The following is a 26,658-nucleotide window of genomic DNA, read 5'->3' as shown; positions in this document are numbered from 1 at the left end:
ATTCCATGACGATCACACGGCGCCGCGCGCTCGCGTCCGGCGCGGCCTTCGCGGGCGCTTCGCTGCTGCCAGGACGGCTGCTGGCCGAGACGCGGCCTGCGTCGATCGCGTTCGGACCGGTGTCGCCGGTCTATGCGATTGCAATGATCGCGGAGCTGAAGGGCTACTTCAAGGACGAGGGCCTTGATCCCAAGTTCCTCACCGGCAATTCCGGCACCTTCGGCCGCCAGACGCTCGCCGCCGATCAAGCGCTGTTTGCGCATGGCGACGCCAGCCACCCGCTGCAGCTCACGGCACGCGGCAAGCCGTGCAAGATCCTGCTGGCAACCGAGATGGTCTGCTCCTACGCCAACATCGTGGTGCGACGTGATCTCTACGACAGCGGCATCACCTCGGTCGAGGCGCTCGCCGCCTCCAGGCGCGCCGACGGTGCGAAGCCGATCGTCGCCGCCACGGCGATCGGATCGGGCACCTGGGTCTACGGCACCTATGTGTTCGAGTCGCGCGGCCTGGGCGACAAGGTGAACTGGGTCGCAGGCGGCGGACCGAACACGATGTTTCCATCGCTGCAGACCAAGCAGTTCGACGCCATCATGGCGCCGCCGAGCTGGATCGTCGAGGTCGAGAAGAAGGGCTTCGGCAAGGTGATCTACGACACCTCCAAGCCCGGACTGTTCGAGAAGGATTTCGGCGGCACGGTCCCGGTGCTCGTCATCTACGCCTTGAAGGACACGATCGAGCAGGACAAGGCGCTGGTGCAGGCCTTCGTCAATGCGATCACCCGCGCCATGGCCTGGGTCAAGGCCACGCCGCTCGCCGAGGTGCAGGCGCTGGCGACGCCGAAGTACTTCTCCGGCATCGATCCCGAAGCGGTCAGCGCCGAGCTCGGCTTCGACACCGCCACCTGGGCCTATGACGGCAGCATCGACCCCGCGTCCTATGCACGCGGCGCCAAGCCCTGGTACCGCAAGGGGACGGACATTCCCGAGATCAAGTACGAGGACATCGTCGATCCCAGCTTCCTCGCGGCGGCGAAGGCGAAGACCAAATGATGCCGCCCTCCAATGCAGGCTACGCCACGGTGCGCGGCGCGGAGAGCCCTGCCGCGGAACGCACCCGGATCGCGGTGCAGGGTTTGATGAAGACCTACAGCACCGGCGGCCGCGAATTTGTCGCCGTCGACAACGTTTCCTTCGATGTGCGGGAGGGCGAATTCGTTGCCCTCCTGGGTCCGTCCGGTTGCGGCAAGAGCACGATCCTCAACATGGTCGCCGGGCTGCTGCCGCGCTCGGGCGGGCGCATCCTGATCGACGGCGACACGGTCGAGACCGGCAAGGTGAATCCAAGGGTCGGCTACGTGTTCCAGCGCGACACGCTGTTTCCGTGGCGGACGGTCGAGCAGAACATCGGCTACGGCCTGGAGATCGCCGGCGTGCCGAAGCCGGAGCGCGCGCAGCGCGTCACCGAGGCCATCGGCAAGGCCGGGCTGCAAGGCTTCGGCCGCAGCTTTCCGCGCATGCTGTCCGGCGGCATGCGGCAGCGCGTGGCGCTGATGCGCACGCTGATCCTCGCGCCGGAGATCCTGCTGATGGACGAGCCGTTCGGCGCGCTCGATACCCACACCAAGCTCGAGATGCACAAGACCCTGCTCGATATCTGGGAGCGCGAGCGGCAGACCGTGCTGTTCGTGACCCACGATCTCGGCGAGGCGCTGACGCTCGCCAGCCGCATCATCCTGCTGTCGGCCCGGCCGGGGCGCCTCAAGGATGATTTCGAAGTGTCATTCCCCAGGCCGCGCGACCCCGTGAGCCTGCGCGAGACCGCCGAGTTCGGCCGGCTCTATTCCCATATCTGGCATTCGCTCGGCGAAGAATTCCGCCGCACCAAGGCTGACTGAGAAGGCTGACCGATCATGTCGACCCGTCGCGCCGCCATCCTGTTCTGGCAGATCGCCATCCTGGTCATTGTGCTCGTGGTCTGGCAATGGGGCTTCGAGTGGAGCAAGGCGCTGCTGCCCAAAGCCTATGTGCCGAAGATCCTCGATCCCTACTTCGTCGCAAAGCCCTCGCTGATCTGGCAGAGTTTTCTGCGCCTCGGCTGCTTCAGCGACCCCGCCGGAGTCGTCGCCTGCATCGGAGCCACCGACAACAATCTGTGGACCGCGACCCTCGTCACGCTCAAGAACACCTGGTGGGGTTTTCTGTTCGGCGCGCTGACCGGCATCGCCGCCGGCGTGGTGCTCGGGCGGTCGGACTTTCTCGCCCGCGTGTTCGGTCCCTACATCATCGCGCTCAACTCGATCCCGCGCATCGCGCTGGTGCCGCTCGTCATCCTGATCTTCGGTCTCGGCGATCTCTCCAAGATCGCGACCGCATGGCTCGTCGTGTTCTTCGTCGTCTTCTTCAACACCTTCGAGGGCACCCGCGCGGTCGACCGCGACCAGATCGCCGCGGCCCGGCTGCTGGGCGCGAGCGAGCTGACCGTGCTGCGCACCGTCGTCGTCCCGTCCGCACTGGCCTGGGTGTTCGCCTCGCTGCTTCCAGCGGTCTCCTTCGCGCTCGTCGGCGTCATCGTCGGCGAGTTCATCGGCGCCGAGCGCGGGCTCGGCAAGCTGATCATCGAGGCCGAGGCCCGCGCCAATGCGAGCGAGATGATGGTGGCGATCTTCATCATGATGTTCGTCGGCATCCTGCTGGCGCTCGCCGTCCAGTCGCTGCAATCCTACTTGCTCCGCTGGCAGCCGCAGTTCGAGCGCGCGGCCTGACCAAGACGACTGTCCATAGCTCGTCTCGGACTGCTGATCCCGCTCAGCGCACAACCCGAAGGTCAATGAGCTCGCGGCAGAACGTAAGCGCGTAGAGGCCGAGCTTGCACAGATCGCGGCCGGTTCCGACATCGTCACCGTGCACCCGGCGGCGATCGAGCCGGCCGATCATGTCAAGATCTGAGGCCATGTGCAGCGGCCGGACGCTTACATCGGGCGTCTCTCCGCCTTCATCTTCGACGTGATCGTCTCCTCTGTTCGATACTACACGGCTGCACACGAGCGGTCGACAACATAGCATTGGTCCGGCTTCCGTCGTGATCTCGCGGTGATGACATCTGGTGGTCCATCCGAGAGTCCGTGCTCAGCCCCGCCTGCCAAGCGGGCGCACATGTCCTCGTCAGGATCGCGGGGCAACACAGACACAATAGCGCGCTCGACGTCTCAATCGAGTTGTCATCGCCGGCAAGATAGCGTGCTCTCCGCATCCGCTTCGATCCACCAAACGTCTCTCCGCCGATCAGCGGAAACTCAGCCAATCTTCTGTCGTCGCACCGTCTGCGAGACGGCGCTCGCCAGAGCGGCGAGCGCCGTCGGGTTGTTCATATTCTGCTCAGCCGCGGGCTCGTCGCTCCGTGCGTCGCAGAAACATCGCGCGGCGGATCCACCCGCATCGCCACGCCCTTGGGAATCGGGGAGGTCTTCACTACAACCATTCTCGCCCGAAATCGAACACCCCACCCTTTGCAGATCAATTACTTAGCTCGCCAAAAAAATCGCAAAATCACGATTTTCGAGCGCGAATCCGCGAACTCGGGCTAGCTGTTCGCAGCGCAAGTTGCTCGCGATGAATCGCATAGCGAAGCTGGACGACGCTGCGAGCGCGCGCCTCTCGCCCGCTCTGCCATATCTTCGTTGTTCATCGCCGGCCGCGGCCGCCGCCCAGGCCGGGAGGACTGCCGCCGCCCAGGCCGGGAGGACCGCCGCCGCCAAGGCCGGGAGGACCGCCACCGCCAAGGCCGGGAGGACCGCCGCCGCCAAGGCCGGGAGGACCGCCGCCGCCAAGGCCGGGAGGACCGCCGCCGCCAAGGCCTGGAGGACCGCCACCGCCCAGCCCGGGAGGACCGCCGCCTGGCACAGTAGCGCCGCCCGGGACGTCCGAGCCGCCGGGCGTCGCGCCCGGAGTTTGCTCGGATCTCGTACCTTGGATCGAGTCACCCGGAAATTTGTTGACGGACTGGATGGATTCAACCCGCAAGCCACGGGAACTGTCAAAGGTGGCGTTCACGACCACGCGGGCATTGCCTGAGGATGCGAAGCGACTATTGTCATGCGCGACATAGCCCGAGCCGAATTGCAGATAGCTGCCGACGCGGCGGACATAGCCTTCGATCGACAGACGGTTCGCGCCGAAGAAATCAGAGAGGTCGTCAGCCCTTATGCGCGAGATCTGCATCACGCCTTGCGTAACGCGGCCCTCAGCCTGAACACGTTGTCCGACGAGTGCGGCATCGGCGCCGTTGAGTCGCAACCCGCCTATTCGCAGGCCGCCGCGATCGCGTTCGAGTGGTCCGGAAACCCGCGTTGTCGCGTTAAGGCGTTGCTCGACCAGGCTTGAGACGATCACGCCGTCGATGCGGCGCACCCCGAAGACCGCGACATTGACGCCCGGATGGCGCCAGCTTTCGTGGCCGGCCGCTATGATCCGCTGGCCCAGCACGGTCATCTCGCCGTCCCTGACGCTTTCGATCGGCCCCATCACCTCGCTGACCACGTTGACGCCGCGGGTGATCAGCGAACCGTTCGCCTGCGGCAGCGCCAGCACACGAGCCAGATGTCCGATCTTGAGCGCCTTCGCCGATACCGGTTCGCCATCGATCCGCACCGGGACGTTCGGCGCATAGCTGATGCGTTGGCCGTTGACGAAAATGCTGCCGAAACGCTGAATGACGCCAACAATGCCGGTGCCGCCGATGCCCTGATCGTGGCCACGTGTGATACCGGTGCCGCCGATACCCTGATCGCTGCCGCGGCGCACCTGCGCCCAGGCGGAGGACGATCCGGCAAGCCAGAGTCCCATAAGCAACGAGCGGCGCGAGATGACGGGCTGCCTGGTCATGACGAGTCGCCTTCGTCAGCATCACCATTCGCCGCGTCGTCCGGACCTTCGCTGTAAATGTAGATGCCGAAATTCCAGCGGTGGTCGCCGCCCTTGTCCCTGGCGAGCGCGCGGTTTGCTTCCCGGTTGGCGATCTTCAGGGCGTCCATGGCCAGTTCGCGCGAACGCCCTTCGAGACGTTTTGCGAGCTTGGCTGAAAGGCCGTCATAGTGCACCGCGCGTTCGAGGAAACGGGGTGCTGGCCCGGATACGTTTTCGGCGGCTGCCGCGATATGATCATGCAGGTTACGGCCGAGATAGTGCCATTTGCGCTCGTCGTCGCCGCGCGGAACGAAGCCGGTATCCACCAACACGATCTCTTCATCGCCGTTGATGGTCACGAGCTCGCGGTCCAGCCATTCATCCAGCACTGCGCGCGGGCGGACATCCTTCGTGATCGAACTGACGAGCTGCTCGAACGAGGGCGCATCGCCACTGGCCATGCGCGGCAAGGGCAGCGGATCGCCGTTCGCGTCCGTGAACTCCGGAGCGGCGAGCCAGCGTGCCATGATCGCGCTGGTCAGCGACAGAGTGGCAGGCGTTTCATTGACCGGCGCACCGGCGCCGCGCAGCCGCGCAACCTCCTTGCGGTGAATTCCGGTGAGCAGACTCACGCGGCTGTCGGTCTGCTCCTTTCCCTCCAGGGCAAAGTCGTGCTCGGCAACATTGACGAAGAGTTCTCGCAACAGCTGAGCCAGCTCAGGAAATGTCATTCCACCGCGGATGCATAGCCGCACCAGCGGGCGCAGCAGGCGCGCCAAGGGCGCGCGCAGGCTCGCCGCCGCAATCGGCTGATGTGAAGCCGACTTCGATCTCCGGGATTTGGCGTTCATGGCGAAATTGTAGCGGCGAGTCCCGTGGGATACAATCCCACTTTTCCGTCGAGATCAATTGACGTGTGAAATTTTCCCACATATACAGGAGGCGCTCAGTCATGGAGAGTTCGGCTATGCTCGCTCCCTCTCGGCGCCTCTCGGTGCTTCACATCTTCAATGACTGCTATCCCGACCTGTTCGGCGGAGCCCCGTCGGTGATCCGCGACATATGCGCAGGACTGAAAAACGCGTTCACCGCCTGCGTGCTGGTCTGCTCCAAGTCGAACGGGCAACGGCGCATCGTCGTGAACGGCGTAACGATCGAGCGCGTGCGCTCGTTCGGCGATGTATGTTCGCTTCCGGCCGCGCCGACTTATCCGCTGCGGTTGTGGCGCCAGGTCGCCGATCACGATCTACTCGCGCTTCATGCACCGTTTCCGCTCGCCGATCTCATGCTCGCCCTGGGGTTGGGCCGCGATCGACCTTTGGTCGTGCACTACCATGCGGACATCGCTTCGCATGCTGGACTGAGGTGGTTTGTGAAGCAGCTGTTGCGCCGGACGCTGCGGCAGGCGGACGCAATCATCGTGTCCAATGCCATTCTGCTGTACAGCAGCCCGCTGCTGCAGGAATTCGCTGAGAAATGTCACGTCGTTCCGTTCGGCGTCGATGCCTCGAAGTACGATTGGCCGGAGCCGCGCGACAATGACGCTGCCGAACGCGATCGTGGACGGCTCGTGCTGGCTTGCGGGCAACTCGTCCCCTACAAGGGCTTCGATGTGCTGGTGCGAGCGGCGGTCGGCCACCGCTTTGAGGTCTGGATCATCGGCGAGGGTCCAGAACGGGCACGGCTTGAACGAATGATTCATAGCCTCGGCGTCGCGGATCGCGTCCGCCTGCTCGGCTCCGCTCCGAAGGCCAAACTCGCCAGTCTCATGTGTACAGCGGACGTCTTTGTCCTGCCGTCCCTGACCAATGCGGAAACGTTTGGCATCGCTCAACTGGAAGCGATGGCGGCGGGACGGCCGATCATCAATACATGGCTTGACACGGCCGTTCCACGCGTGGCGCGCCACGGCATCGAGGCCATTACCGTTCCACCCGGCAATCATGTTCGGTTGGCGGAAGCGATCGAAACATTGCTCCGCGATCCGGAGCGGCGCTGGCGCATGGGCCATGCCGCCCGGCTTCGCGCAACGACGCAATATTCCGTCGACGCCTTCGGGAAAGGAATCGAAACTGTCTATCGCCATGCCGTGACGACTAAGGCATCAAGCCGGTCGACCCTGGCTTCGCGTCCCGGAACAATCGGAACGGGTCCGGAAAATCGACATTGCTGAGACTGATTGTGCTGAAACTCGTTGAGCAGGCTCAGCTCGCGATCACGATCCGTGAATAGTCAGGAAGGAGCTACTTATGTACTCGCAAAGCATACCTCTCGTAGAGAATGCGTGGGACGGGCCTGCGCGCGATCCAAACGCCCGATTCGATCCGCGGATTGGACGGCCCATGAAACCGCCTGGCCGTTCTCCTCGCCCCTCCGGCCTCAACGACGACAATATCGCGAGCGACCGGCCGTCGACTGGCAGGCGAACACTCCATACCCTTGCCCGGTTTGTTATTGCAGTTCTCATCGGTATCGGCGCCACCCTTGCCTGGCAGTCCTACGGTGACGCAGCAAGGGACAAGGTAGTGGCCCGGGTTCCATCGCTGGGCTGGTTGTTATCCGTCTCGACGACGAAGTCGCCAGCCATTGCTTCAACTGCCCCGGACCCGATGCAGCAGCTTGAGCCCCTGGCGTTCAATCTCGATGTCGTGCGGCGCAGCGTAGAGCAACTCACCGCCAAGCAAGAGCTGATGGCCCAGAACATTGCGACGCTGCAAGCTGTCGCAGACGACATCAGACAGAGAATGTCAACAACCCCGCCTTCGTCGCTGTCCCAGCAGCAGGCGGCCCCGATCCCGCAGCATAGACTCTCGCAACCCCGGGCGCAGTCATCGACTGTGCAGTCGTCAGTGCCTCGTCCGCTGCCCTCTGCCGGACCCCCCCTGCTCTCGCGCTGACGGCCCAGATTGCCGGCGGGCTTCTTATTGATGGGACGTAGACGCGCGCGGCATGACGGTGCGTAAGCTGCGCCTCAAGTCGTGTATCGTGAATTTGTCGATACCCGCTTCCCAGCTCTCGGAAAATGCATTGTGTACCAATGATGGCTTCCGGACAACACGAGGTGGCCCCCTGATTGCCAAGTGATCTTAAGGTTTCCTAGAATCGCCCTCTGTTTCAGCCTAGAGAGGATGTTGCCCCCAACGGGCCGCACCAGTCTCGCACCAGAACGATCCGAACAAGCCGCAACGAACTCAATCGAAATCGAACGAGAACGCAGCAAAATCAACGAAGCCGATCGATAGCTTGCCGCCCATAACGGCCCGGTCGCAGCCCTAGGGTGATAAGGTCTCATGGACGATCAACGCGTTAGCGGGATCAGTACTTACTTCAAATCCTCACGCACCAATACCGCACCAAGCTGGGCCCGGTCGCGCGACTCCCAAGTATAGAGGGCTACTGGCGCTGGCCGATCGGCCGACGTGGCTGGTCTTCACTATAGGGGACAGCCCGAGCGATTGTCGCCAATTCTGCCAGAGCACCCCAGCGAAACGAGCACCAGAGGCTCTGGTCAAGGTTTTAGAAATTCGCTGGGCTCTACGCCGAGCGCCTTGGACAGCTTACCGAGCATCGTCACAGATGCGCTGTATACCCCTGTCTCCAGGTCGTGTCCCCGGAGGTGGTGTAGCTCGGTGGAGCAAAGCCGCCCGGACGCGCGCTCCCAAATAGCGCCGTAGCGGGCGGGCGGCTTTGCGGTGGTCACCGGCAGTTCTCCGGTAGGATCGGGTTGCGACACGCCAACGCAACCGAGGAACCACCGATGACCGAAGACATGATGAACCTGCGCACGCTGGTAGAGAAGACCCCAGACGCCGATCTGCTGCGCGAGATGATCGGCTTTGCGGCCCAGCGCCTGATGGAGCTGGAGGTCGAGAGCCAGACCGGGGCTGCCTATGGCGAGAAGAGCCCCGAACGTCTGGCCCAGCGCAATGGCTACCGCGACCGGATCTGGGAGACCCGCGCCGGTGCGGTGGAGCTGCGCATCCCAAAGCTGCGCAAGGGCTCCTATTTCCCCGGCTTCCTGGAGCCGCGGCGCATGGCCGAGAAGGCGCTCACCGCCGTGGTTCAGGAGGCTTACGTTCAGGGCGTCTCGACCCGTTCGGTCGACGATCTGGTGCAGGCGATGGGCATGACCGGCATCTCCAAGAGCCAGGTCAGTCGGTTGTGCGGCGAGATCGACGACAAAGTGAAGGCCTTCCTCGGCCGTCCAATCGAGGGTGACTGGCCCTATCTTTGGATCGACGCCACCTATGTGAAGGTGCGCCAGCAGGGGCGCATCGTCTCCGTCGCGGTGATCGTTGCAGTCGGCGTCAACAGCGACGGCCGGCGCGAGGTTCTCGGCATGGACATCGGGCCGTCCGAGGCCGAGACGTTCTGGACCGCCTTCCTGCGCAAGCTGGCCCGCCGCGGCTTGCGCGGCGTCAAGCTGGTGGTGTCCGACGCCCACGAGGGCATCAAGGCCACCGTGACCAAGGTGCTCAACGCCAGCTGGCAACGCTGCCGCGTCCACTTCATGCGGAACGTGCTGGCTCATGCCGGCAAGAGCGGACGGCGCGTGGTCTCCGCCTTCATCGCCACGGCCTTTGCCCAGGACGATGCCGAGGCCGCTCGCACCCAATGGCGCAAGGTCGCCGATCAGCTCCGTCCCAAGCTGCCCAAGCTTGCCGGCTTCCTCGACGAGGCCGAGACCGACGTGCTTGCCTACATGACGTTCCCGCCGCAGCATCGGACCAAGTTGCACTCCACCAATCCGATCGAACGCCTCAACGGCGAGATCAAACGGCGCACCGAGGTGGTCGGCATCTTCCCCAATGAGGACGCTATCGTCCGCCTCATCGGAGCTGTCCTGCTCGAACAGAACGATGAATGGGCGGTCCAACGTGCCCGCTACATGACGCTGGAAACCATCGCGCCATTGAGCGATGATCCGAACGTCAGCCTCACGGCTATCGCCAGCTGACAGGCCCGGCTCCAGCCGGCGAACGCGGTGGACCGCCAGCTACACCACGCTTGGGGACACGATCTGTCTCCAGCTGACTGACATAGCTCCGATCGACTTTTGCTCGGAACGCAAGCTCCTCCTGCGTCCAGCCCTTCCCCGTTCGGAGGCGACGCAAATTCCGAGCAACAGTATCCCGCAAATCGTTCATTCGTGAGCGAAAATCGATTGGCATGCCAAAGCGGTTCGCCTGCTTATCGAGGCAGTCTGTGAAGCGGCCGGCAAACCTGTTCCCGCAATCATACTGGATAATTGAGCTTCTTTTTCTTCGCTGCGGCATCCAGCTGACGCCATCGCCAAGGGGCATGGCGATCCTTCGATTCTCGGCCCGCGGTCCACGGCTCTGGATGCCGATCGGAAGCGGATCATGGCTGAATTGCAAAGCCAGCCCTCCGCTCCGCAGCCGATTGCGCTCCACCCCGTCATTCTTCGGCGATACGAAGAGCAATTGGTGCGGCTCGAAAATGCGCTCGGCAAAGGTCTGAGCGCAGGCGACGAGGAGGCTGCCGAAGCAATTCGAGATCTTGTGGAGACGGTGACGGTGTCGAGAGATGACAGGCGCCCGGGCGGGGTCTGTGTTGAAATTGCTGGCCGTCTCAACTCGCTGATTGGCGGGGAGGCATACCCAAGCAGAGTAAAGGGAGTGTGGGGAAAGGTGGTAGCGGGGGTCCGCTACATCGTGAAGCCCACTATCGCAGAAGCCCTATTTTGTTACAGGAGAGCAGCCTAATTCGGAAGGTCGGATCTCGAAGACCCGCCCAAAAACCGCCGTTCGTGAGCGATCAGTGGCCGCCAAATGGTCGGCCGGCAAGTCGAGTAGGATAGCGGCCTTAGTCTCCTGGCCAATTGACGGCATGGACCTCGGCCGCAGGACCAAGCGCCGCAGCACCCGATAGGCCGTGAACCGGCTCAAGGCCTTAGCCGTCCGGGGCCTATCGCATTATCAAACATCGATCTTTGCCGCGCCAAGCGGCGAGACCGAGGGTGGCGAGGTAGGCCCTTGGTGAGGATCCGGAGGCGACTTCGGGTGGACGCTAGGGCGCCAGAAGGGTCGCGCTTCGGTCACGACGGAGAAGACGCACAGATTTCCTATCGCGGTACGGAGGCGGTTCAGGTGAAGCCCGTCAGGGCCACGCGTATCAGTTGCCCGAGGTTGTGCAGACGAGATTTACTCTGCATGAGACTTCCGCCCGCGACCCAGAGCCGTCGTTGCGCTTGTCCGGGTTGCCGCTTTGCGATACTTTTAAGGGCGGTGTTCCCGGGCGTGGTGTAACTTGGTAGAGCAAAGCCGTCCGCCCGCGCGCTCTCCCATAGCGCCGTAGCGGGCGGACGGCTTTGCGGTGGTCACCGGTGATTGCCCGGTAGGGTCGGGTTGCTGACACCAACTCGATTCGAGGAACCACCGATGACCGACGAGATGATGAACCTTCGCGCGCTCGTCGAGGAGGCCCCGGACGCGGATCTTCTGCGCGAGATGATCGGCTTTGCCGCCCAGCGGTTGATGGAGATGGAGGTCGCCGGGCTGACTGGAGCCGCCTATGGCGAGAAGAGCAGCTCGCGCGCGCGTGCGACGTTGTCGGTGCAGGCGCCTCGCGCCAGCAGGCCGTAGTGGCGGATGCGGCGGAGGCGAGCACGTGGATGAGGAAGCGGCGAATGAACTCGTCCGTCGCGAGCGTCATCCGCTTTTGACGGTCGCGGCCCTTCGACGCGGTAATCCTTCCATCTGAAGGTGACGCCTTGCTGGCCGCAGGCGAGCAGGCGGCTGTTGGCGATAGCGACGCGGTGGGAATAGCGCGACAGATAGGCCAGCGCTGCCTCGGGGCCACCGAACGGACGCTTGGCATAAACGACCCATTCCATCTTGCCCGACGCTGCCAGCAACGTTGCTAATGATTGTTCTCCGGCGAGGTGGGCGTCGTTGCCGAAGATCAGGCGCCCGGCCTGGTGGAGGGTGGCCAGGCGCTCCAGGAACAGCCGACGGAACAGGCGTGAAAGCGCCCGCACTGGCAGGGAAGAATCCTGGCCGCCAGGACACCCAGCGCTGGCCGTCGGGCGAGATGCCGCCGCCCGGTACGATCATGTGCACGTGCGGGTGGGGTGGGTCATGGCCGCTGGTGGCTGACATCCAACGCTCGGCAAGTTCTCCATGAACCAGCCAATATTGTCGCTGACGGCAATCGTAATGAACACGGAATGTCCTCAGCAATCGCCGAATAACAATGCGCTTGTGGAGACCTCTTCCGCAGGGGCTACAACACGTGCAACGCTCCGGTCTGTCCGCTCGTGCAACAAACTTCGGTGCAGCGGCACAATCAATTGGACTTTTTTGAGAGTACCCGGTTTTCTACCCGGAACAGTTTCCTCTCAATGCTCGCTCATGGTGGGTTTCCTCTCATCGCATCCTTAGAAAACGCTATGGTGCATCTCTACGAGTGTAGATTGCAGCAGCGAGGACAATGACGACGCCCTTGATGATCAATTGGACCTGGACCGGCACGCCGAGCAGCACCACTTCGTTGGCGAGGATGACGATGATGGCGGCTCCCGTGAGGGCGCCAAGGATCGAGCCGCGGCCGCCCCGCAGCGACACCCGTCCGACGACACAGGCTACGATCGAGTCGAGCTCGTACCCCTGCCCGACCCAGTTGTCGACGAGCCCGACATAACCGCTCAGGATCAGCCCGGCGAGCGCCGCAAGGCAGCTCGAGATCAGGTAGCAGCCGATCATGACCGCGTCGGAGCGGATGCCAAACAGGCGCCCCGTCACTGGATTGCCGCCGACAATGAAAATCCTCCTTCCGAAAGCGGAACGGTGCAGGACCCCAGCCAGCAAGACCGCTACGAACAGCAGAACGAGTACGTTATAGGGCACGCCGTGAAATTTTCCGGAGCCGAGCAGCCGCAGTACCGGCGGCACGTTGCCGGACGGCGCGCCCTGCGTGTAGGCGAACCTGAATCCCTGGAGCAGGATCATCGTGGCGAGCGTTGCCAGGAACGGGGACACCTGACGCTTGGTGACGAGAAAGCCGTTGAGCAGGCCAACGCTGACAGCGACCACCAAGGCCGTCGCGACGATGGCGGGGACATTCTGGTCGAGGCCCGAGAAACCGGTCGCGATCACGGCGGCGGTCGCCATCATCGAGGCGACAGAGAGATCGAGGCCGCGAACGATCATCACCAGGCTTTGCCCCATGGCTGCGATCGCGAGCGGCGCGACTTGTAGCAGCAGGTTGGACAAATTACCGGGACTGACGAAGGCCGGTGAGATCACGCCACCAAGCGCGAGCAGCAGCGGCAGAGCGAGGGCTGTGCCATAGCTTTCCATGACGCTGCGGACCGACCAGGACGGGGTGACGGAGCCGGCGATTTCTACGGAGCCTGACATCCTGCTCACCCGATCCTGCGGCGTTCGACATAGATGGAGACGGCAAGGATGATGATGACCGCCTGCGCGACCAATTGATAGTGCTTCGACACGTCCATGAAGTTGAGCAGGTTGTTCAGGAGCGTGATCAGAAAGGCGCCGAACAGCGTGCCGATCACGCCGCCTTTGCCACCGCTCAGCAAGGTACCGCCGAGCACGACCGGAGTGATCGAAGCCAAGGTGTAGTTGACGCCGGTGTAGGGCTGTCCAACGCCGAACCTCGCGGCGAGATAAAGCCCGGTCGCCCCGCAGCAGAAGCCCGAGATGCCGTAGACCAGCATCAGGATGCGCGTCCGCCGCAATCCCACGAGACGCGCGGAATTCGCATCATCGCCAAGGGCGTAGATCTGGCGGCCGAGCGGCAAATATCGCAGCAGCAGCGCGACCAGGATGCCAAGGACGACTGCAAGCGTCGCTCCGATGGGGATGCCCGAGATGCGTCCATAGGCGAGCACGGTGAAGCTGCGCGGCACCCGACCGACCGGTCCCAGTGCGTAGAGCAAGGTCACGCCTTGCAGGACCGCGCCCATGCCGAGCGTCACGATCAGCGGATGAACGCGCAAGGTGACGACCAGGCCGGCGTTGAGCACGCCGACGAATGTCCCGAGCGCGAGCACGCCGAGCACGACCGGAACGACCCGATCCGGATTGCCGTTGATCAGGCCTGATGTCAGGCAGGAGGTGAGGCTGATCAGCGAGCCGACCGAGAGGTCGATGCCGCCGCTGAGAATGGTCAGGGTTTGCCCGATACTGACCAGCGCAAGGTCGGTGGTCTGCTCATAGACATTGAGCAGGTTGCCCAGCGTCAGGAATCGGTCGGAGACCGTTGCGCCAACAAGATATACCGCGCAGATCAGGACGAGCACGCCGGCAAGGCCCGCATTGCTGCGCAGCCACCAAGGCATCGCGAGACGGGCGGCGATCGCGGTCATGCGGCGCGCTCGCTCGTGGCCAGGTACATGATGCTTTCCTCCGTGGCGTCGCATCCCGGCAGCTCGCCGGCGATCCGTCCCTCGCGCATGACAATCACGCGATCGGCCATGCCGATGACCTCGGTCATTTCCGAGCTGATCATCAGGATTGCGAGGCCTGAATCGGCAAGTTCGCGCATGATCCGGTAAATATCGGCCTTGGCGCCGACGTCGACGCCGCGTGTCGGTTCATCGAGGATCAGTATCGACCTGCACAGGCGTGCCCAGCGCGCGATGATCACCTTCTGCTGATTTCCGCCCGACATGGTTGCGACCGGCGTTGCCGGTCCGCGGCAGGCGATGCGGTATCGTTCGATTTCGTGGGCGGCGATCGCCAGTTCGCCCTCGCGATCAATCACTCCGTAGCGGGTGACCTCGCCGAGTGCTGGCCCAGTGATGTTCGCAGCAATGTCGAGCAGCATCGCAAGCCCCTGCGACTTGCGATCCTCGGTGACGAGGCCCATGCCGAGCCCGATCGCCTTGGCGGGCGTCATTGCCGTAAAGCGCTCGCCGGCGATGTGGAGAGTGCCCTTCGAGATAGGAGCTGCGCCGAACAGACCGAGCGCCAGATCGGTGCGTCCGGCGCCGACCATGCCCGCCAGCGCGACGACCTCGCCTGCATGCAGTTCTATCGAGACGTCACGGACCCGGTCGCCGACGCAGATGCCGTCGGTGCGTAGCACGGGTTGATCCGGTCGCGACGCGGTCGAGCGCGGGGGAAACAGCTCGCCGAGATCGCGCCCCACCATCATCGAGATCAGCCGTTCGCGCGTGACGGCGACGGTATCCGTCGTGCCGACCAGACGGCCGTCCTTCAGGATCGTGGCACGATCGCACAGCGCGAAGACTTCGTCGAGCCGATGCGAAATGAAGAGAATGGACACACCGGCCTCGCGCAGCCGGCGCAGGCGCTCGAACAACAGTTCGACCTCGCGCCCGGCAATGACGGCGGTGGGCTCGTCGAGGATCAACAGGCGGACATTGTGCGTCATCGCGCGCGCGATCTCGACCATCTGCTGGTCGGCGACCGAGAGAGAGGCCACCGTCTCGCGAGGGTCAAGGGTGATGCCAAGCTTGCGCATCAGCTCAGCGGCCTCTTTCCGTGTCCGTCCGTGATCGACCAGGCCGAGCGCGTTGCGCCGCTCGTTGCCGAGGAAGATGTTCTCGGCGACGGACAACTGCGAAAACAGCGCGAACTCCTGATAGACGACGTGGACTCCGGCGAGCTTCGCCTCGCGCGGTGACGACCATCTCACGCGTTGACCGGCGAGGGTGATCTCGCCTTCGTCGGGCGCAACCGCGCCGGCGATGATCTTGATCAGGGTGGATTTGCCGGCGCCGTTCTCGCCGAGCAAGCCGTGGATTTCGCCAGGTTTGACGTCTAAGTTTACGCCGTGGAGGGCGCGCACGCCGGGAAAACTCTTGGAAATGGCCTTGAGTGTGAGCATTCGGTCCGTCTTGCCCCTTTGGCGTGCCGGCCTCGCCGGTACGCCATTGTTCCGGGTTCAGTGCGGATAGTCGATCTTGAACGTGCTCGGATTGTAGGTCGGGCCCATGCCGCCGGACACGAGCATGTCGTCGGGACCGTCGGGCACGATGTGCTGCTCCGCATACATGTCAGGCTTCGGAATGGAAGGCGTCTCGTCACCGTGGGTCAGAACGATATTGCTGTTGATGGTATAGACGCAGGGCACCGCGGCGCCGGACAGCACCTTGAGCGCGACGTCGAGCGCCGTGCCCATCATCGCGGGCGGATAGTCGATGTCGAGCAGCGGGAACTTGTTCTTGATAGCCATCTTCATCGGTCCGTTCATGTCGGCCGAGGTGATCGGCGGAATTTCGCTTCCCTTCCAGCCGGCATCGAGAAAGGCCTCGATCGCACCGGGCACCTGCAATCCGTGCGGCGAGAACACGGCATTGATGCTATGGCCGTACTTGGCGATCATGGCCTGCATCACCTGCTTGCCCTTCACCGGGCTCCAGTCGGAGTAGACGGTCTCCAGGATCTTGATACCGGGATAGGCCGAGAACACCTGCATCGCTGGTTTGACACGGTTCTCGTTCGGGCTGGAGCCGGCCTGGCCTCCGAGGATGATCACGTTGCCCTTGCCGTTCAGCTTCTCGACGATCCATTGCGCGAACAGGCGCCCCATCATCGCGTCGGACGCTGTGACGAAGGTGACGAAATTGTCAGAATCCACCCGGCGGTCCACCATCACGACGGGGATGCCGCGTTCGGTCGCCTGGGTGACGGCGGGATCGAGCGCCTGCGACGTGTTGGCGCTGACGATCAGGAGATCGACGCCGCGGGAGACCAGATCCTGGATGTCGGCGACCTGCTTGGCATCGTCATGGCCCGCATCGGTGATCAGCAGCTTCTTCACGACGTCGGCATGGTCGTGCGCAGCTTTCTGAAGCGAGTGCAGGCCAACCACGCGCCAGCTGTCGCCGAGGCCGGCATTGGAGAAGCCGATGGTGTAGGGCGGCGCCTTCTTGAACTTCGCGGTGTCGCGAATGCAGACGTCGAGCGCTGGATTGAACAGGAACGTGCGCGGCGCGCCGGAATATTCCGCCTGGACGGCAATTGGTGTCACCATGGCCAGGCAGGCCAGTGACAGGCAGCTCGCGATAGTCACTCTCATTGGTGTTCCTCCCCTTTGGTTTCACTGATCGTGGCGACTTGAGCGTCGCTCTGGACAATCAACCCTGGTCTTGCCTACGCCGCCTCACGACGGTGCCGCCAGCTGCGTCGACACGAGTATCTTCAGCTTGTCGTTGCTTGGCGCAGTGAGGACGTCGAAGCCTTTCGAGACCACGTCCTCGGCGCGGATACGGCCATCGATGATCTTCGAGATTGGCAGCTTGCCAGACTCGACCAGTCCGATGATGCGCGGCCACATCGTGATCGGGTAACACCAGGTTGCCTCGATGGTGATGTCCTTCAGGGCCCACAACATCGGATCGGTCGAGGCTTTGCCGACGTGCAGGCCGGCCTGCACCACGACACCGCGCCGCCGCACGGCTTCGACGCAGGTGTTCAATGCGCTTTCGTTACCGACGCATTCGATGGCGACGTCGACGCCGACATTCTCTTCGGTCTGCTCCTTGACGCGCGCGACCACGTCCGTCGTCTTGGGATCGTAGACGCCGGCGCAAATACCCCAGCTCTCGATCGTTCGACGCCGCGATGCGTTGGGCTCCGACACGTAGATCCTGGCGGCGCCGGCTGCGTGGGCGCACAGAATGGTCAGCGCGCCGATCGGGCCTGCACCTGCGATCAGCACGGTGCTGCCAGCCTGGACACCGCCGCGGTCGACCGCATAGAGCGCGACCGCCGCCGGCTCGATCATGGCGGCTTCCTCGTCGGTGATGGAGTCGGGCACTTTCGCCGCATTGTAGTCGTTGATGACGGCGAGATCGGACATGCCGCCCCAGGCCCAGCTGAGGCCGATGCAAGCCATCTTTTCGCTGAGATGGTTGAGACCCCGCCGGCTGTAATAGTCGTTCATCGGCATCATCAGCGGCTGCACCGAAATACGGTCGCCGCGCCGCACATGAGTGACGTCGCGCCCGACGTCCAGTACCTCGGCCGAGAACTCATGTCCCAGGATCTGCGGCAAGGTTGCTGCAGTGAACACGTGCGGCGACGCGGGCGTGACGATCGGCCCTGCAATGTATTCGTGGAGGTCCGTGCCGCAGATGCCGGTCCACAGCGGCTTCACCAGGAGCTGGCTGGCGCCCATCTCCTTGGGCTCATCGACGGTTTCGACACGGATGTCCTTCCGTCCGTAATAGCGAACAGCCTTCACGGTGCGCTTCCCCTTCTGCGCGGCAGGTTATTGGCCTCGCACTACCATGTTACCGGTTTGCATTGATCTGATTGAATGGGGAATTTTACTTCCCATGCTGGTGCAGCCAGTTTCAAAAAGGTTAGAATAGGCGCCTTGGAGCCACAATATCCGGTGATTTCCCTTCACTGGGGAACGTATTGCCCCAATGATCGGACCGTTCGTGGCGGATTTGAATGGCCGCGGCTGCAGCTCGGGGCTGTTTCAGGAGGCGCAATGGCTATCGACCGGATGAAGGACATCAGCGTGTTCGTCCATGTCGCCGAAGCCAAGAGCTTCACGGCAGCGGCCGAACGCATCGGCCTTTCGCGATCGGCAGTCGGCAAGAGCATCGTTCGGCTCGAGGACCGGCTCGGGGTCAGGCTGCTCCAGCGCACCACGCGAAGCGTCTCACTGACCGGAGAGGGAGCCGCCTTCCACGAGCGGTGCGTGAGGCTGCTCGCCGATCTCGACGAAGCGGAGATGGCGATGCTCAGTCACTCGCAGGCGCCGCGGGGGCGGTTGCGGCTGGATCTGCCCGTATCCTTCGGCCGGCTGCACGTGCTTCCGGTCCTCAATGAGTTCATTCGCAAATGGCCGGAGATATCCGTCAGCGCCTCCTTCGGCGATCGCTATGTCGATCTCATCGACGAGGGCGTGGATCTCGCGATCAGGATCGGCAGCAGCGAAGATTCTCGGCTGATGAATAGGTTTCTGGCGCGCCATCGCCTGGTGACCTGTGCGTCGCCGGCCTATCTTGCCGAGCGAGGAACGCCGAGAAACATCGACGCGTTGGCGCAGCATAGCTGCCTCGCCTTCGTGCACGGCGGGCGCTCCGTCGACTGGCGATTCAACGAGAACGGACAAGCTCGCGTGATCGCCATCAATGGGCGTTTCGTCGCGACCAACGCTGAAGCCTTGCGCGACGCGACGATTGCGGGTTTCGGCATCGCTCGGCTTGCCACATTCCTGGTCAGCGACGATCTGCGTGCAGGTCGGCTGGTGCCGATCCTCAAAGAGGTCGACGCCGATGGTGCACCCATTCGCGCCGTCTATCCTTCGAGCAGGCACTTGTCGCCGAAGGTGCGTACATTCATCGATGCGTTGATAGAGGCTTGGCGGCCGGAACCGCCCTGGGACAGCGCAGAGACTTCACTGCGCGGACGTCCGACTGAGAGCGACTGACCTGTTTCAACGTCCTTCGGCGGAAATTGCGTGCCGTTCGCGGACGAGGACTGCCAGCAGCGGGAGTACGAATCACGAAAAATCGTAGTTTGGCGCATGAGATAGTAGGATTGGTAGCGAAGTCCGCTGCCAATCCCAAACCAATGGTTCTTCATTCCTATTTTGACGACGGAGCTGCGACATGCAACGGTGAAAGAGTCAGGCTCTTCCAACGACAACTGAGACCGCCATCGCCTCTCGTCTGTCTCCCCTCTGTCGAGAATTTCTTGATTGTAGTGACTAGCGGCAGCTGAAGCTCGAAGGCTGCGTCGCAGGGCCGCGGCCATCCCACGTCGTCCGCTGCGGATAGACGCAGACCGGATAGCTCACGCTGCCATCGCGCGAGGTCAACGTGATCTCGCCCGGCGGCACTCCCTTCTCGACCCAATCCGTCAATGCGGAGAAGAACTGGTCCTTGTCGCGGGTCGGCGTCTGGTTGGCATTGCCCGGCAGTTTCGGCAGCGGCACGGCGTCGTTCTTGCCGGTCACGGTGTACGAGCGGCCCTGCGAGGAATGCGCAGCCCCCGGGACCAGATACATCCGCATGAATTTTGAGACCTCGGCGTCGCCGCCCATCGCAGCAAGCACGCGCTCGTGATAATTGACGTTGCCGGCCGGCGGGATCGCATCATCCGCAAGGCCGCTCCATATGATCACCTTGCGGCCGAGATCGCGCAGCTTCGAGAGATCGGCCTTGTCGGTGATCAGATTGCTGAACAGCGTGGGCTGCAGTTCGACATTCTTGTCGACGCCAGCAGCGAAGGCGGCATAATCGAGCTCGAGCCAGCGGTTGCGCCTTGCGGTCGAGGTGTTGGTGATCGGAATGGCTGAGGTCGCGCTGGCATCAGCGGCGTAGCTGACGTCCTCCATGCCGAGCGCAAAATTGTCAGTCGACGGGCTCGTGATCTGCGTTGAGATCGACGTGCCCTTGGTAAAGGTCCACCACATCTGCTTCACGCCGAGCGCCTTGCCGCTGCGGGCTTCCGCCGTCTGAGCCGGATCGACGCTGCCATCGCGGGTCGCGCCGTACCAGATTTTGTTGAGCGCACCCGCTTCCTTCGAGCTCATGCAAGCTGCCTTGTCGGCGTTGCTTCCGGTGACGCCGTCGCTCGTTTCGCCCGTACAGAGCAGCACCGCGTCGCGGGCGGGATTGTAGTCGCAGGCGAAGGGATCAAGCAGGAAGCCGAGCCCGGCCTTGTCACAGGTTGCAACGGCGCGCTTGTTGGCAGCGTCGACCTTGGCGGCGAACGCGGCAGCCTCCGGCTTGTTGATGGCAGAGAAGCCGAGCTCGGTCTTCATCACGATCTGCGGATAGAGGCTGGTGGTGCCGAACCGCGCGATGTTCGGCGCAGGCTGCGCGATCATGTAGCCGTCATAGAGCTCTGGATATTCCTGCAGGATCTTCAGGCCCTGGCGGCCGCCCTGCGAGTGTCCATCGTAGTAGACGAATTTCGGCGCCTTGCCATAGTAGAGATTGACCAGCGCTTTGGTCTTGATCGCCTGCTCGACCATCGCCCGTACCGAGAAGTCGCGGAGGCCCTCGACGTTAACCTTGCCGTCAGAGAGGAAGGCGAACGAACCGTCCTGATACCACGGCTGGCCGGCATCCGTTGTGCCCGAAGCATAGCCGATATTGGCGTTGACAATTGCCGGCACCTTGCTCCCGATCTTGTCGGCGAAGCGATGGCCGCCGCCGACCCAGCCGCCACCGCCATAGTTACGGATGCGCTCGTTCCAGTTGGCCTGCGTCGGCAGCCAGACCTCGATGCCGATACCTTCTGAATAGGAGCGCGCGTTTTTGTCCTTCTCCGCTGTGACGCCGGGACCGACCAACAGCTTCACGAGGCAAAGATCGGCTGCCGCCGTGATCGGCTTCGGCGCATCGGGCGCCAAAAGCTCCTCACCCTTGTTGACCCGGCGGACCGCGATCACGGTCGTGATCTCGTCGGGATGGAAGGCGGCTTTGATGCCGTCGTCACAAGCCATCGGCTCGGCGAACGCCGATGTCACCTGGCAAGTCGCAGCCACCAGCAGCATTGCCCAAAAAATTCCTCGCGCGATCGGCATCAGTTCTCTCCTCTTGCTTATCGTTCTCTGTTGGCAGCCCGGGGCCGCCTTAGTCTACAATCGGTACCGTCAGCGGCTCATGGGTCTGTGCGGCGCAGCCGAGCCGCGACTCCGGGGGCGCCAACCCGGCGCCTGAACCCGAAGGCAAAATTGTCGCGAATCAGAATCGCCTGCGAACCTCCCGTTGGTCACTCAGACAGCCTCATTCGGTCAGCGAGCGTTCCTGCGCAATCGAGCGCGGCGCACCATGCAAAGACCATGGCGGGGCCGATCATCGTTCCAGGTCCGGGGTACATGCCGCGGAAAATGGAGGATGCATCGGTCCCGACGGCATACAGTCCGGGCAAGACCGTTCCGTTGCGTGACAACACTCTGGCGCGCTCATCCGTAAGTAGACCGCAACTGCTGGCGAGATCCGACGGCCACACGGCGACGGCATAATAGCGCCCCTGACCGATCCGCCGCAGACATGGGTTCGGCTTGGTCTCCGGATCGCCATTGAACCGGTTCAACGCGCTGGACCCTCGGCCGAAGTCTTCGTCGATCCCGCTGTCCGCGTAGCGATTATACTGCTCGACCGTTGCCGCAAGCTGCCCGGCGTCGACGCCGATCCTTCGCGCCAGCTGCTCGATCGTCTCCGCCTCGACCAGATAGCTGGCTTGCACGAACGCCTTCAGGTTTCGCGTCCCCGGACGAACGAGCCCAATGCCGAAATCCTTGATGAACGTCGCATCGCAGATCAGGAAGGCCGGACTTGAAGACGGCGCGTTCGATCGCAGCATCGCGGCGACGAAGTCATGATAGGAATCGGCCTCGTTCACGAAACGGCGGCCTGACCTGTTCACGGCCAGCAATCCAGGCTTGGCGCGATCGAGCATGATGTGCGGGAAGATCGACACATGACCGTCGGCCTGCGTCATCACCGAACTCGGCATCCACAACGCCGGACTGTCGAGGTCTCGGGCGATCGCTGCACTGACGCGCTCCGCCGCCAGGATGCCATCGCCGGTGTTCGAGGTGGGCGCGAGCGAAAGTCGACGCGCCGGCTCGGGGAATAGACGCTCTCTTAGCTCACGGCTCCAGCCGATGCCTCCGCTCGCCAGCACGACGCCCTTGCGGGCCCTTATCCTGAGCTCTCCGCCAGGAGACGAAAGAACCGCACCCATGATGTGATCCCCCTCGCAAACGAGATCGCGAAGTTCGGTCTCGAAGCGCAGGTCGACGGCGACGCGGCGGAGGCTGTCGAGGAGCCTCGCGACGAGCGCGTTTCCCATGACCAGGCGCGTTCCGCGCGTGTGGCTGATCCGGTCCATCGCATGCCGGGCGAGCAGACCCAGGACATGCCTAAGACTGCTCCAGCTGCGGAATGGCGCCAGCAGCGCCGGGATGTCCGCCTTGCTCACCATCATGCCGCCGAGCACCATGAACTCCCGACGCGGCGGCCTGACACGGGCAAAATCCGGTCCGAGCTTTCGGCCCTCGAACGGCATGGCCGTGAGCGCGCGTCCGCCGATCGCAGCGCCCGGAAGCTGCTTGTAGTCGGGGTGGATCGGAGGCGCCGCAAATCGAACGCTCGTCTTCTGCTCGAGATCATCAAGCACGACCCACCCTGCCCGAAGGAACATGTCGACGCGGCGGTCGGCGGCGTGCTCGCCGAGCATTGCAGCGAGATAGGTGCGCGCGGCCTCGACCGTATCAGGCGTCCCCGCAAGGCGGCCCTGCCGGTTGCCCGGGATCCACACCGTGCCGGCGGAGGTTGCGGTGGTGCCGCCCACCATGTCCGACTTCTCGCACAGGACGACGTCGAGCCCTTCGAGCGCGCCCACCAGCGCGGCCGTCATGCCGGCAGCGCCGGTACCGACGACCAGCAGATCGGTCTCAACGTCCCACGGGCGATCGTTGTGCGCCATCACCAGCCTCTTCCGTCACAGCGCCTGCGCCTTTTCGACCACGGCCCTGCCCGCTGCAAGGGCGCGCCGCGCCCGCGTTTCAGCATCGACGGTCTTCGCCAGCACAACGGTCGGCACCTCGATGCTGATGGTCAGGCAGTCCGGCATCGCCCGCGTGAGACCGACGAGATCGATGCCGCCCTCGCCCGGGAACATGCGCTCCTCGCGCGCGGCATGGATCATTTGCTCAGTCGTCGCGGGGCGCTCGGCCGGACCGTCGCAGAGCTGCCAATAGTGCAGCCGATCGGCCGGGATGGAGCGGAGATCCGCGAGCTTGCTTCGCGATCGATCGAAATGCAGCGCATCCACCAGAATGCCGGCCGCGGGATGGTCGACATCGTCAACGATCCGCATCGCGGTTGTCAGATCAGGAACGCTGGTCCAGGGCATGAATTCCAGATCGGCGGTCAGACCGAACGCAGCAGCCGCCTCGCAAAACTGCCGATAACGATCGGAGAACCGCGCCAGGTCGGGGTCATAGCCGGCGACAAGGATGTGCCTGGCGCCGAGGCGTGCGCCTGTCTCGAAGAACGGCATGAACGACGCGACGCTCGTCTCAGGTCTGAAGGCGACGACCTCGAGATCGGCAACGGTTACACCCGTCGACTGCAACTGCTGGAGCGTCGTACGCAGGAGCGCGGCGTCATCCATCAGGCGATAAGCCAGTCCACCGGGCACGGCCGGCAGCAGCCTGAGGCCGACCTTGTCGTAGCCGCAGCGGGCCGCCAGATCGATCATCTCGGGCGGCGCCAAGTCGAGCACGGTCAGCGCAGCGAGCGAAAAGGTCGCCATCAGCAAGCATCCGCGATGCGTGCGTCGAGCGCAAACATGCCCTGATAGAAGTCAGGCTCGCTGGCTCCCTCCATGACATCGGATGCAAGTGTCCGCGCCTGCCGCAAGGCCCTCTGCAACGAAGCGTCATCGAGCGCCTCGATCAACAGAAGCCCCGAGAAGAAGCCCTCGTGCTTCCGCATGCCCTTTTCAGCGGTCGGTACGGATGTCCGCGGCGCGTCGGTCGCCCCGATCTGCACGGCAGCGATCCCGTCGCAGCCAACGAGCGCGGTGGCCAGCCGTTGCGGGTCGGCGGGCAATTTGTCGATCCGCAGCGCCACGATCGTGGCGCCCTCGCCCCGCCCGGCGCGCGCGACGATCACACCGCCGCCACGCATGAAATTGCCGAGCTTCGGCATGATGCGCTGCGACCACGGGGTGGGCGCGTTGAGCCGCGCCAGATAGTCCTTGCCGTCGAGGACCTCGGGCGTTTCGAGCTCGTACAGGATGAAGAAGCGGTTGACGTCGCTGCGCACGGCACGAAACACACGCGACGCCAGGAAGCCCCGCGTCGTCACGCGCTCGGTGGTGTGCTCGCGCGTCAGCCAATGCCGGTAGTCGGTCAGATCATGCGCCTCGACGTCGCTCCAGATGGCGAGAAACCCTGTTCCGCGCATGCTTGTCTCCTGATTACATCTTGCCGGTTAGCGCAAGCCCGTGCAGGGCCGGCGGAATCGTTTCAGGCAATTGCCCGAGCCGCTGGACGACCGCCAGGATCGCAGCGAGATAGCCGTAAGCGCCAAGTCCGCAAATCACCGCTGTGCAGGCCCGCGAGGTGATCGAATGGCGGTGCAGCTCGTCCCGCGCATGGATGTTGGAGATGTGCAGCTCGATCTTCACCCCATCGAAGATGTTCAGCGCATCGATCAGCGCGACCGATGTGAAAGAATAGCCTGCCGGATTGATGATGATCGCATCCGCCTGGCCGTGAGCGGATTGGATCAGACCAACGAGCTCGCCTTCCATGTTCGACTGGTGGAACGAGACGGATACGCCGAGTTGGTCCGCGAGCGCGTGGCAGCTGTCCTCGATCTGCTTCAGCGTCGTCGAGCCGTAGATGTCGGGCTCCCGAATGCCGAGAAAATTGAGATTGGGTCCATTCAAGATCACGATCCGTGCGGCCATGTTCGACTCCTTTGCCAACGCAGCCCGATCAGCCGCCGAACCATCGCGCCGGCACCGTCACCAGGCCGGGAAACAGGACCATCGCGAACAGGACGATCAGCTGCGCGATCATGAAGGGCCAGACCCCCTTGATGATGTCTTCCATGCTGATCTTGGACACGCCGCAGACGACGTTAAGCACGATGCCGACCGGCGGCGTGATCAGGCCGATGGAGTTGTTGATGATGAACAGCACGCCGAAATAGACGGGGTCGATATTTGCCGCCTTGATGATTGGCATCAGGATCGGCGTCAGGATCAGGATGGTGGGCGTCATGTCGAGCGCCGTGCCCACGATCACGACGACCACCATGATCGCGAGCATCAGGATGGTGTTGTTGCTCATGAACGGCTTCAGGAGATCGACGACCTGGTTGGAGATCTCAGACACCGTGATCAGCCAGGACGACACCAAGGCCGCAGCGACCAGGAACATGACGACGCTCGTGGTCACGGCCGACGAGACCAGGACCGCGTAGATCTCGGACCATTTCAGCTCGCGATAGATGCACGTCGCGACGAACATCGAATAGACGGCGACGACGACGCCGGCCTCGGTTGGCGTGAAGATCCCGAAGCGCAGGCCGACGATGATGATGGCGGGGAGCATGAGTGCCCAGAAGCCGTCGGTGATCGCATGCCACACCTCGCGGCGCGCGGCGGCGGCGACAGGTTTTCCTTGCGCACCACCCAGTACCAGGCGGCGCAAAGGCCCAATCCCAGGAAAAGGCCGGGCACGATGCCGGCAAGGAACAGCTTCGAGATCGAGACGTTGGCGGCCACGCCGAAGATCACGAATCCGATGCTGGGCGGAATCACCGGGCCAATCACGCCGCCGGCCGCCACGAGACCCGCCGCATAGGTCTTCTTGTGTCCCGCCGCCACCATCATCGGCACCAGCAGCGCCGCCAGCGCGGCGGCGTCGGCCGCCGCCGACCCCGACAATGACGACAGGATGCAGGCGGCCAGGATCGTGACGTAGCCCAGGCCGCCCCGGAAATGCCCCACCGCCACGAGTGCGACATTGACGATGCGCTTGGCCAGTCCGCCCTTGTTCATGATCTCGCCCGCGAGCATGAAGAACGGGATGGCCATCAGCGGAAAACTGTCGGCGCCGTTGATGACGTTCTGGGCGACGATCTGGGGATCGAACATGTCAATGGTGCTCATCAGGGCGACGCCGCAGATGAGGAGCGCAAAGGCGATCGGCATGCCCAGCGCCATGGCGCCCAGCAGAGAGACGGTGAAGACGACGATCGTCATGGCATGATCCGGGTGACGCGGAGAGAGTGAGAGGGCGC

23 protein-coding genes and 3 pseudogenes are annotated in these 26,658 nt (G+C 63.5%); 10 read left to right on the top strand and 16 right to left on the bottom strand.

What is annotated here, in order from left to right; genetic code table 11:
* Nucleotides 1–5 precede the first annotated feature (5 nt).
* The 3 genes from QX048_RS08880 to QX048_RS08870 are packed head-to-tail and all read left to right on the top strand — an operon-like array spanning nt 6 to nt 2,764.
* The gene (locus QX048_RS08880; RefSeq protein ID WP_316192000.1) at nt 6–1,052 is read left to right on the top strand and encodes an ABC transporter substrate-binding protein; all 1,047 of its coding nucleotides are present in this window, start codon (nt 6–8) and stop codon (nt 1,050–1,052) included.
* On the top strand, nt 1,049–1,897 hold the full coding sequence (locus QX048_RS08875) for an ABC transporter ATP-binding protein (protein WP_410052151.1): 849 nt from the start codon (nt 1,049–1,051) through the stop codon (nt 1,895–1,897). Before QX048_RS08880 ends, QX048_RS08875 begins: the two co-directional genes overlap by 4 nt.
* 15 nt (nt 1,898–1,912) lie before the next feature.
* Nucleotides 1,913–2,764 carry an ABC transporter permease gene (locus QX048_RS08870; protein ID WP_315714186.1) on the top strand — a complete coding sequence of 284 codons (852 nt, stop codon included), beginning with the start codon at nt 1,913–1,915 and terminating at the stop codon, nt 2,762–2,764.
* 43 nt (nt 2,765–2,807) lie between these two features.
* Here QX048_RS08870 and QX048_RS08865 read toward each other — a convergent pair whose 3' ends face one another.
* From QX048_RS08865 to QX048_RS08855, 3 genes are all read right to left on the bottom strand, one after another.
* Nucleotides 2,808–2,936, bottom strand: coding sequence for a hypothetical protein (locus QX048_RS08865; RefSeq protein WP_316169296.1), 129 nt, complete (start codon nt 2,934–2,936; stop codon nt 2,808–2,810).
* A 747-nt stretch (nt 2,937–3,683) separates the two neighbouring features.
* The gene (locus tag QX048_RS08860; protein ID WP_315714184.1) at nt 3,684–4,883 is read right to left on the bottom strand and encodes a hypothetical protein; all 1,200 of its coding nucleotides are present in this window, start codon (nt 4,881–4,883) and stop codon (nt 3,684–3,686) included.
* The gene (locus QX048_RS08855) at nt 4,880–5,755 is read right to left on the bottom strand and encodes a DUF6502 family protein (protein WP_316200312.1); all 876 of its coding nucleotides are present in this window, start codon (nt 5,753–5,755) and stop codon (nt 4,880–4,882) included. The genes QX048_RS08860 and QX048_RS08855 overlap by 4 nt, the downstream gene beginning before the upstream one ends.
* Nucleotides 5,756–5,871: 116 nt before the next feature.
* Here QX048_RS08855 and QX048_RS08850 point away from each other — a divergent pair, with 116 nt between their 5' ends.
* The 3 genes from QX048_RS08850 (at nt 5,872) to QX048_RS08840 (ending at nt 9,861) form a co-directional block, all read left to right on the top strand.
* Complete coding sequence (locus tag QX048_RS08850) at nt 5,872–7,077, top strand: glycosyltransferase (protein WP_316192001.1); 1,206 nt, start codon at nt 5,872–5,874, stop codon at nt 7,075–7,077.
* A 169-nt stretch (nt 7,078–7,246) separates the two neighbouring features.
* Complete coding sequence (locus tag QX048_RS08845; RefSeq protein WP_315827669.1) at nt 7,247–7,801, top strand: hypothetical protein; 555 nt, start codon at nt 7,247–7,249, stop codon at nt 7,799–7,801.
* A gap of 860 nt (nt 7,802–8,661) precedes the next feature.
* Complete coding sequence (locus QX048_RS08840) at nt 8,662–9,861, top strand: IS256 family transposase (RefSeq protein ID WP_315714240.1); 1,200 nt, start codon at nt 8,662–8,664, stop codon at nt 9,859–9,861.
* Here the strand turns inward: QX048_RS08840 and QX048_RS35230 are convergent.
* Complete coding sequence (locus QX048_RS35230; protein WP_410052674.1) at nt 9,848–10,051, bottom strand: helix-turn-helix domain-containing protein; 204 nt, start codon at nt 10,049–10,051, stop codon at nt 9,848–9,850. The two genes, QX048_RS08840 and QX048_RS35230, sit on opposite strands and share 14 nt — an antisense overlap.
* A gap of 216 nt (nt 10,052–10,267) precedes the next feature.
* Between QX048_RS35230 and QX048_RS08835 the strand changes: the two genes are divergently transcribed.
* Together QX048_RS08835 and QX048_RS08830 are read left to right on the top strand one after the other, a co-directional pair.
* Nucleotides 10,268–10,630 carry a hypothetical protein gene (locus QX048_RS08835; RefSeq protein ID WP_316192002.1) on the top strand — a complete coding sequence of 121 codons (363 nt, stop codon included), beginning with the start codon at nt 10,268–10,270 and terminating at the stop codon, nt 10,628–10,630.
* 675 nt (nt 10,631–11,305) lie between these two features.
* Nucleotides 11,306–11,461, top strand: a pseudogene (locus tag QX048_RS08830) (IS256 family transposase); the annotation flags it as partial.
* Here QX048_RS08830 and QX048_RS08825 read toward each other — a convergent pair.
* From QX048_RS08825 to QX048_RS08800, 6 genes are all read right to left on the bottom strand, one after another.
* Complete coding sequence (locus tag QX048_RS08825) at nt 11,437–11,904, bottom strand: transposase (RefSeq protein WP_315706495.1); 468 nt, start codon at nt 11,902–11,904, stop codon at nt 11,437–11,439. The pseudogene QX048_RS08830 and the gene QX048_RS08825 overlap by 25 nt on opposite strands.
* A gap of 409 nt (nt 11,905–12,313) precedes the next feature.
* The gene (locus QX048_RS08820) at nt 12,314–13,138 is read right to left on the bottom strand and encodes an ABC transporter permease (RefSeq protein ID WP_315750107.1); all 825 of its coding nucleotides are present in this window, start codon (nt 13,136–13,138) and stop codon (nt 12,314–12,316) included.
* A gap of 152 nt (nt 13,139–13,290) precedes the next feature.
* Nucleotides 13,291–14,256 (bottom strand): ABC transporter permease, encoded by a 966-nt coding sequence (locus QX048_RS08815; RefSeq protein ID WP_315706497.1) that lies wholly within the window; start codon nt 14,254–14,256, stop codon nt 13,291–13,293.
* Entirely contained in the window at nt 14,253–15,743 is a 1,491-nt protein-coding gene (locus QX048_RS08810) for a sugar ABC transporter ATP-binding protein (protein ID WP_315706498.1), read from the bottom strand. The genes QX048_RS08815 and QX048_RS08810 overlap by 4 nt, the downstream gene beginning before the upstream one ends.
* A gap of 57 nt (nt 15,744–15,800) precedes the next feature.
* Complete coding sequence (locus tag QX048_RS08805) at nt 15,801–16,937, bottom strand: ABC transporter substrate-binding protein (RefSeq protein ID WP_315706499.1); 1,137 nt, start codon at nt 16,935–16,937, stop codon at nt 15,801–15,803.
* An 84-nt stretch (nt 16,938–17,021) separates the two neighbouring features.
* Nucleotides 17,022–18,104, bottom strand: a complete 1,083-nt coding sequence (locus QX048_RS08800; protein ID WP_315706500.1) for a 2,3-butanediol dehydrogenase — start codon at nt 18,102–18,104, stop codon at nt 17,022–17,024.
* Between the two features lie 75 nt (nt 18,105–18,179).
* On the opposite strand from QX048_RS08800, the gene QX048_RS08795 reads away from it, so the two are divergent.
* On the top strand, nt 18,180–19,307 hold the full coding sequence (locus tag QX048_RS08795) for a LysR family transcriptional regulator (protein ID WP_315714177.1): 1,128 nt from the start codon (nt 18,180–18,182) through the stop codon (nt 19,305–19,307).
* A 279-nt stretch (nt 19,308–19,586) separates the two neighbouring features.
* Here the strand turns inward: QX048_RS08795 and QX048_RS08790 are convergent, their stop codons facing one another.
* Nucleotides 19,587–21,413, bottom strand: coding sequence for a tannase/feruloyl esterase family alpha/beta hydrolase (locus QX048_RS08790; RefSeq protein WP_315706502.1), 1,827 nt, complete (start codon nt 21,411–21,413; stop codon nt 19,587–19,589).
* Between the two features lie 59 nt (nt 21,414–21,472).
* On the opposite strand from QX048_RS08790, the pseudogene QX048_RS35225 reads away from it, so the two are divergent.
* Nucleotides 21,473–21,601: pseudogene (locus QX048_RS35225) on the top strand (hypothetical protein); the annotation flags it as partial.
* On the opposite strand, the gene QX048_RS08785 reads toward QX048_RS35225, so the two are convergent.
* From QX048_RS08785 to QX048_RS08765, 5 genes and pseudogenes are all read right to left on the bottom strand, one after another.
* Nucleotides 21,602–23,323, bottom strand: a complete 1,722-nt coding sequence (locus tag QX048_RS08785) for an FAD-dependent oxidoreductase (protein ID WP_315706503.1) — start codon at nt 23,321–23,323, stop codon at nt 21,602–21,604.
* A gap of 15 nt (nt 23,324–23,338) precedes the next feature.
* Entirely contained in the window at nt 23,339–24,154 is an 816-nt protein-coding gene (locus tag QX048_RS08780; RefSeq protein WP_315706504.1) for a sugar phosphate isomerase/epimerase family protein, read from the bottom strand.
* Complete coding sequence (locus QX048_RS08775; protein WP_315706505.1) at nt 24,154–24,810, bottom strand: hypothetical protein; 657 nt, start codon at nt 24,808–24,810, stop codon at nt 24,154–24,156. Before QX048_RS08775 ends, QX048_RS08780 begins: the two co-directional genes overlap by 1 nt.
* Before the next feature lie 13 nt (nt 24,811–24,823).
* Complete coding sequence (locus QX048_RS08770; RefSeq protein WP_315706506.1) at nt 24,824–25,318, bottom strand: type II 3-dehydroquinate dehydratase; 495 nt, start codon at nt 25,316–25,318, stop codon at nt 24,824–24,826.
* 28 nt (nt 25,319–25,346) lie between these two features.
* Nucleotides 25,347–26,620 (bottom strand): annotated as a pseudogene (locus tag QX048_RS08765) (TRAP transporter large permease).
* Nucleotides 26,621–26,658 lie beyond the last annotated feature (38 nt).

The sequence above is a fragment of the Bradyrhizobium sp. SZCCHNS30572 genome (assembly GCF_032484415.1).
GTDB lineage: Bacteria > Pseudomonadota > Alphaproteobacteria > Rhizobiales > Xanthobacteraceae > Bradyrhizobium.
The sequence above is the reverse complement of the archived record's forward strand: the minus strand, read 5'-3'. Positions and strand labels throughout refer to the sequence as shown.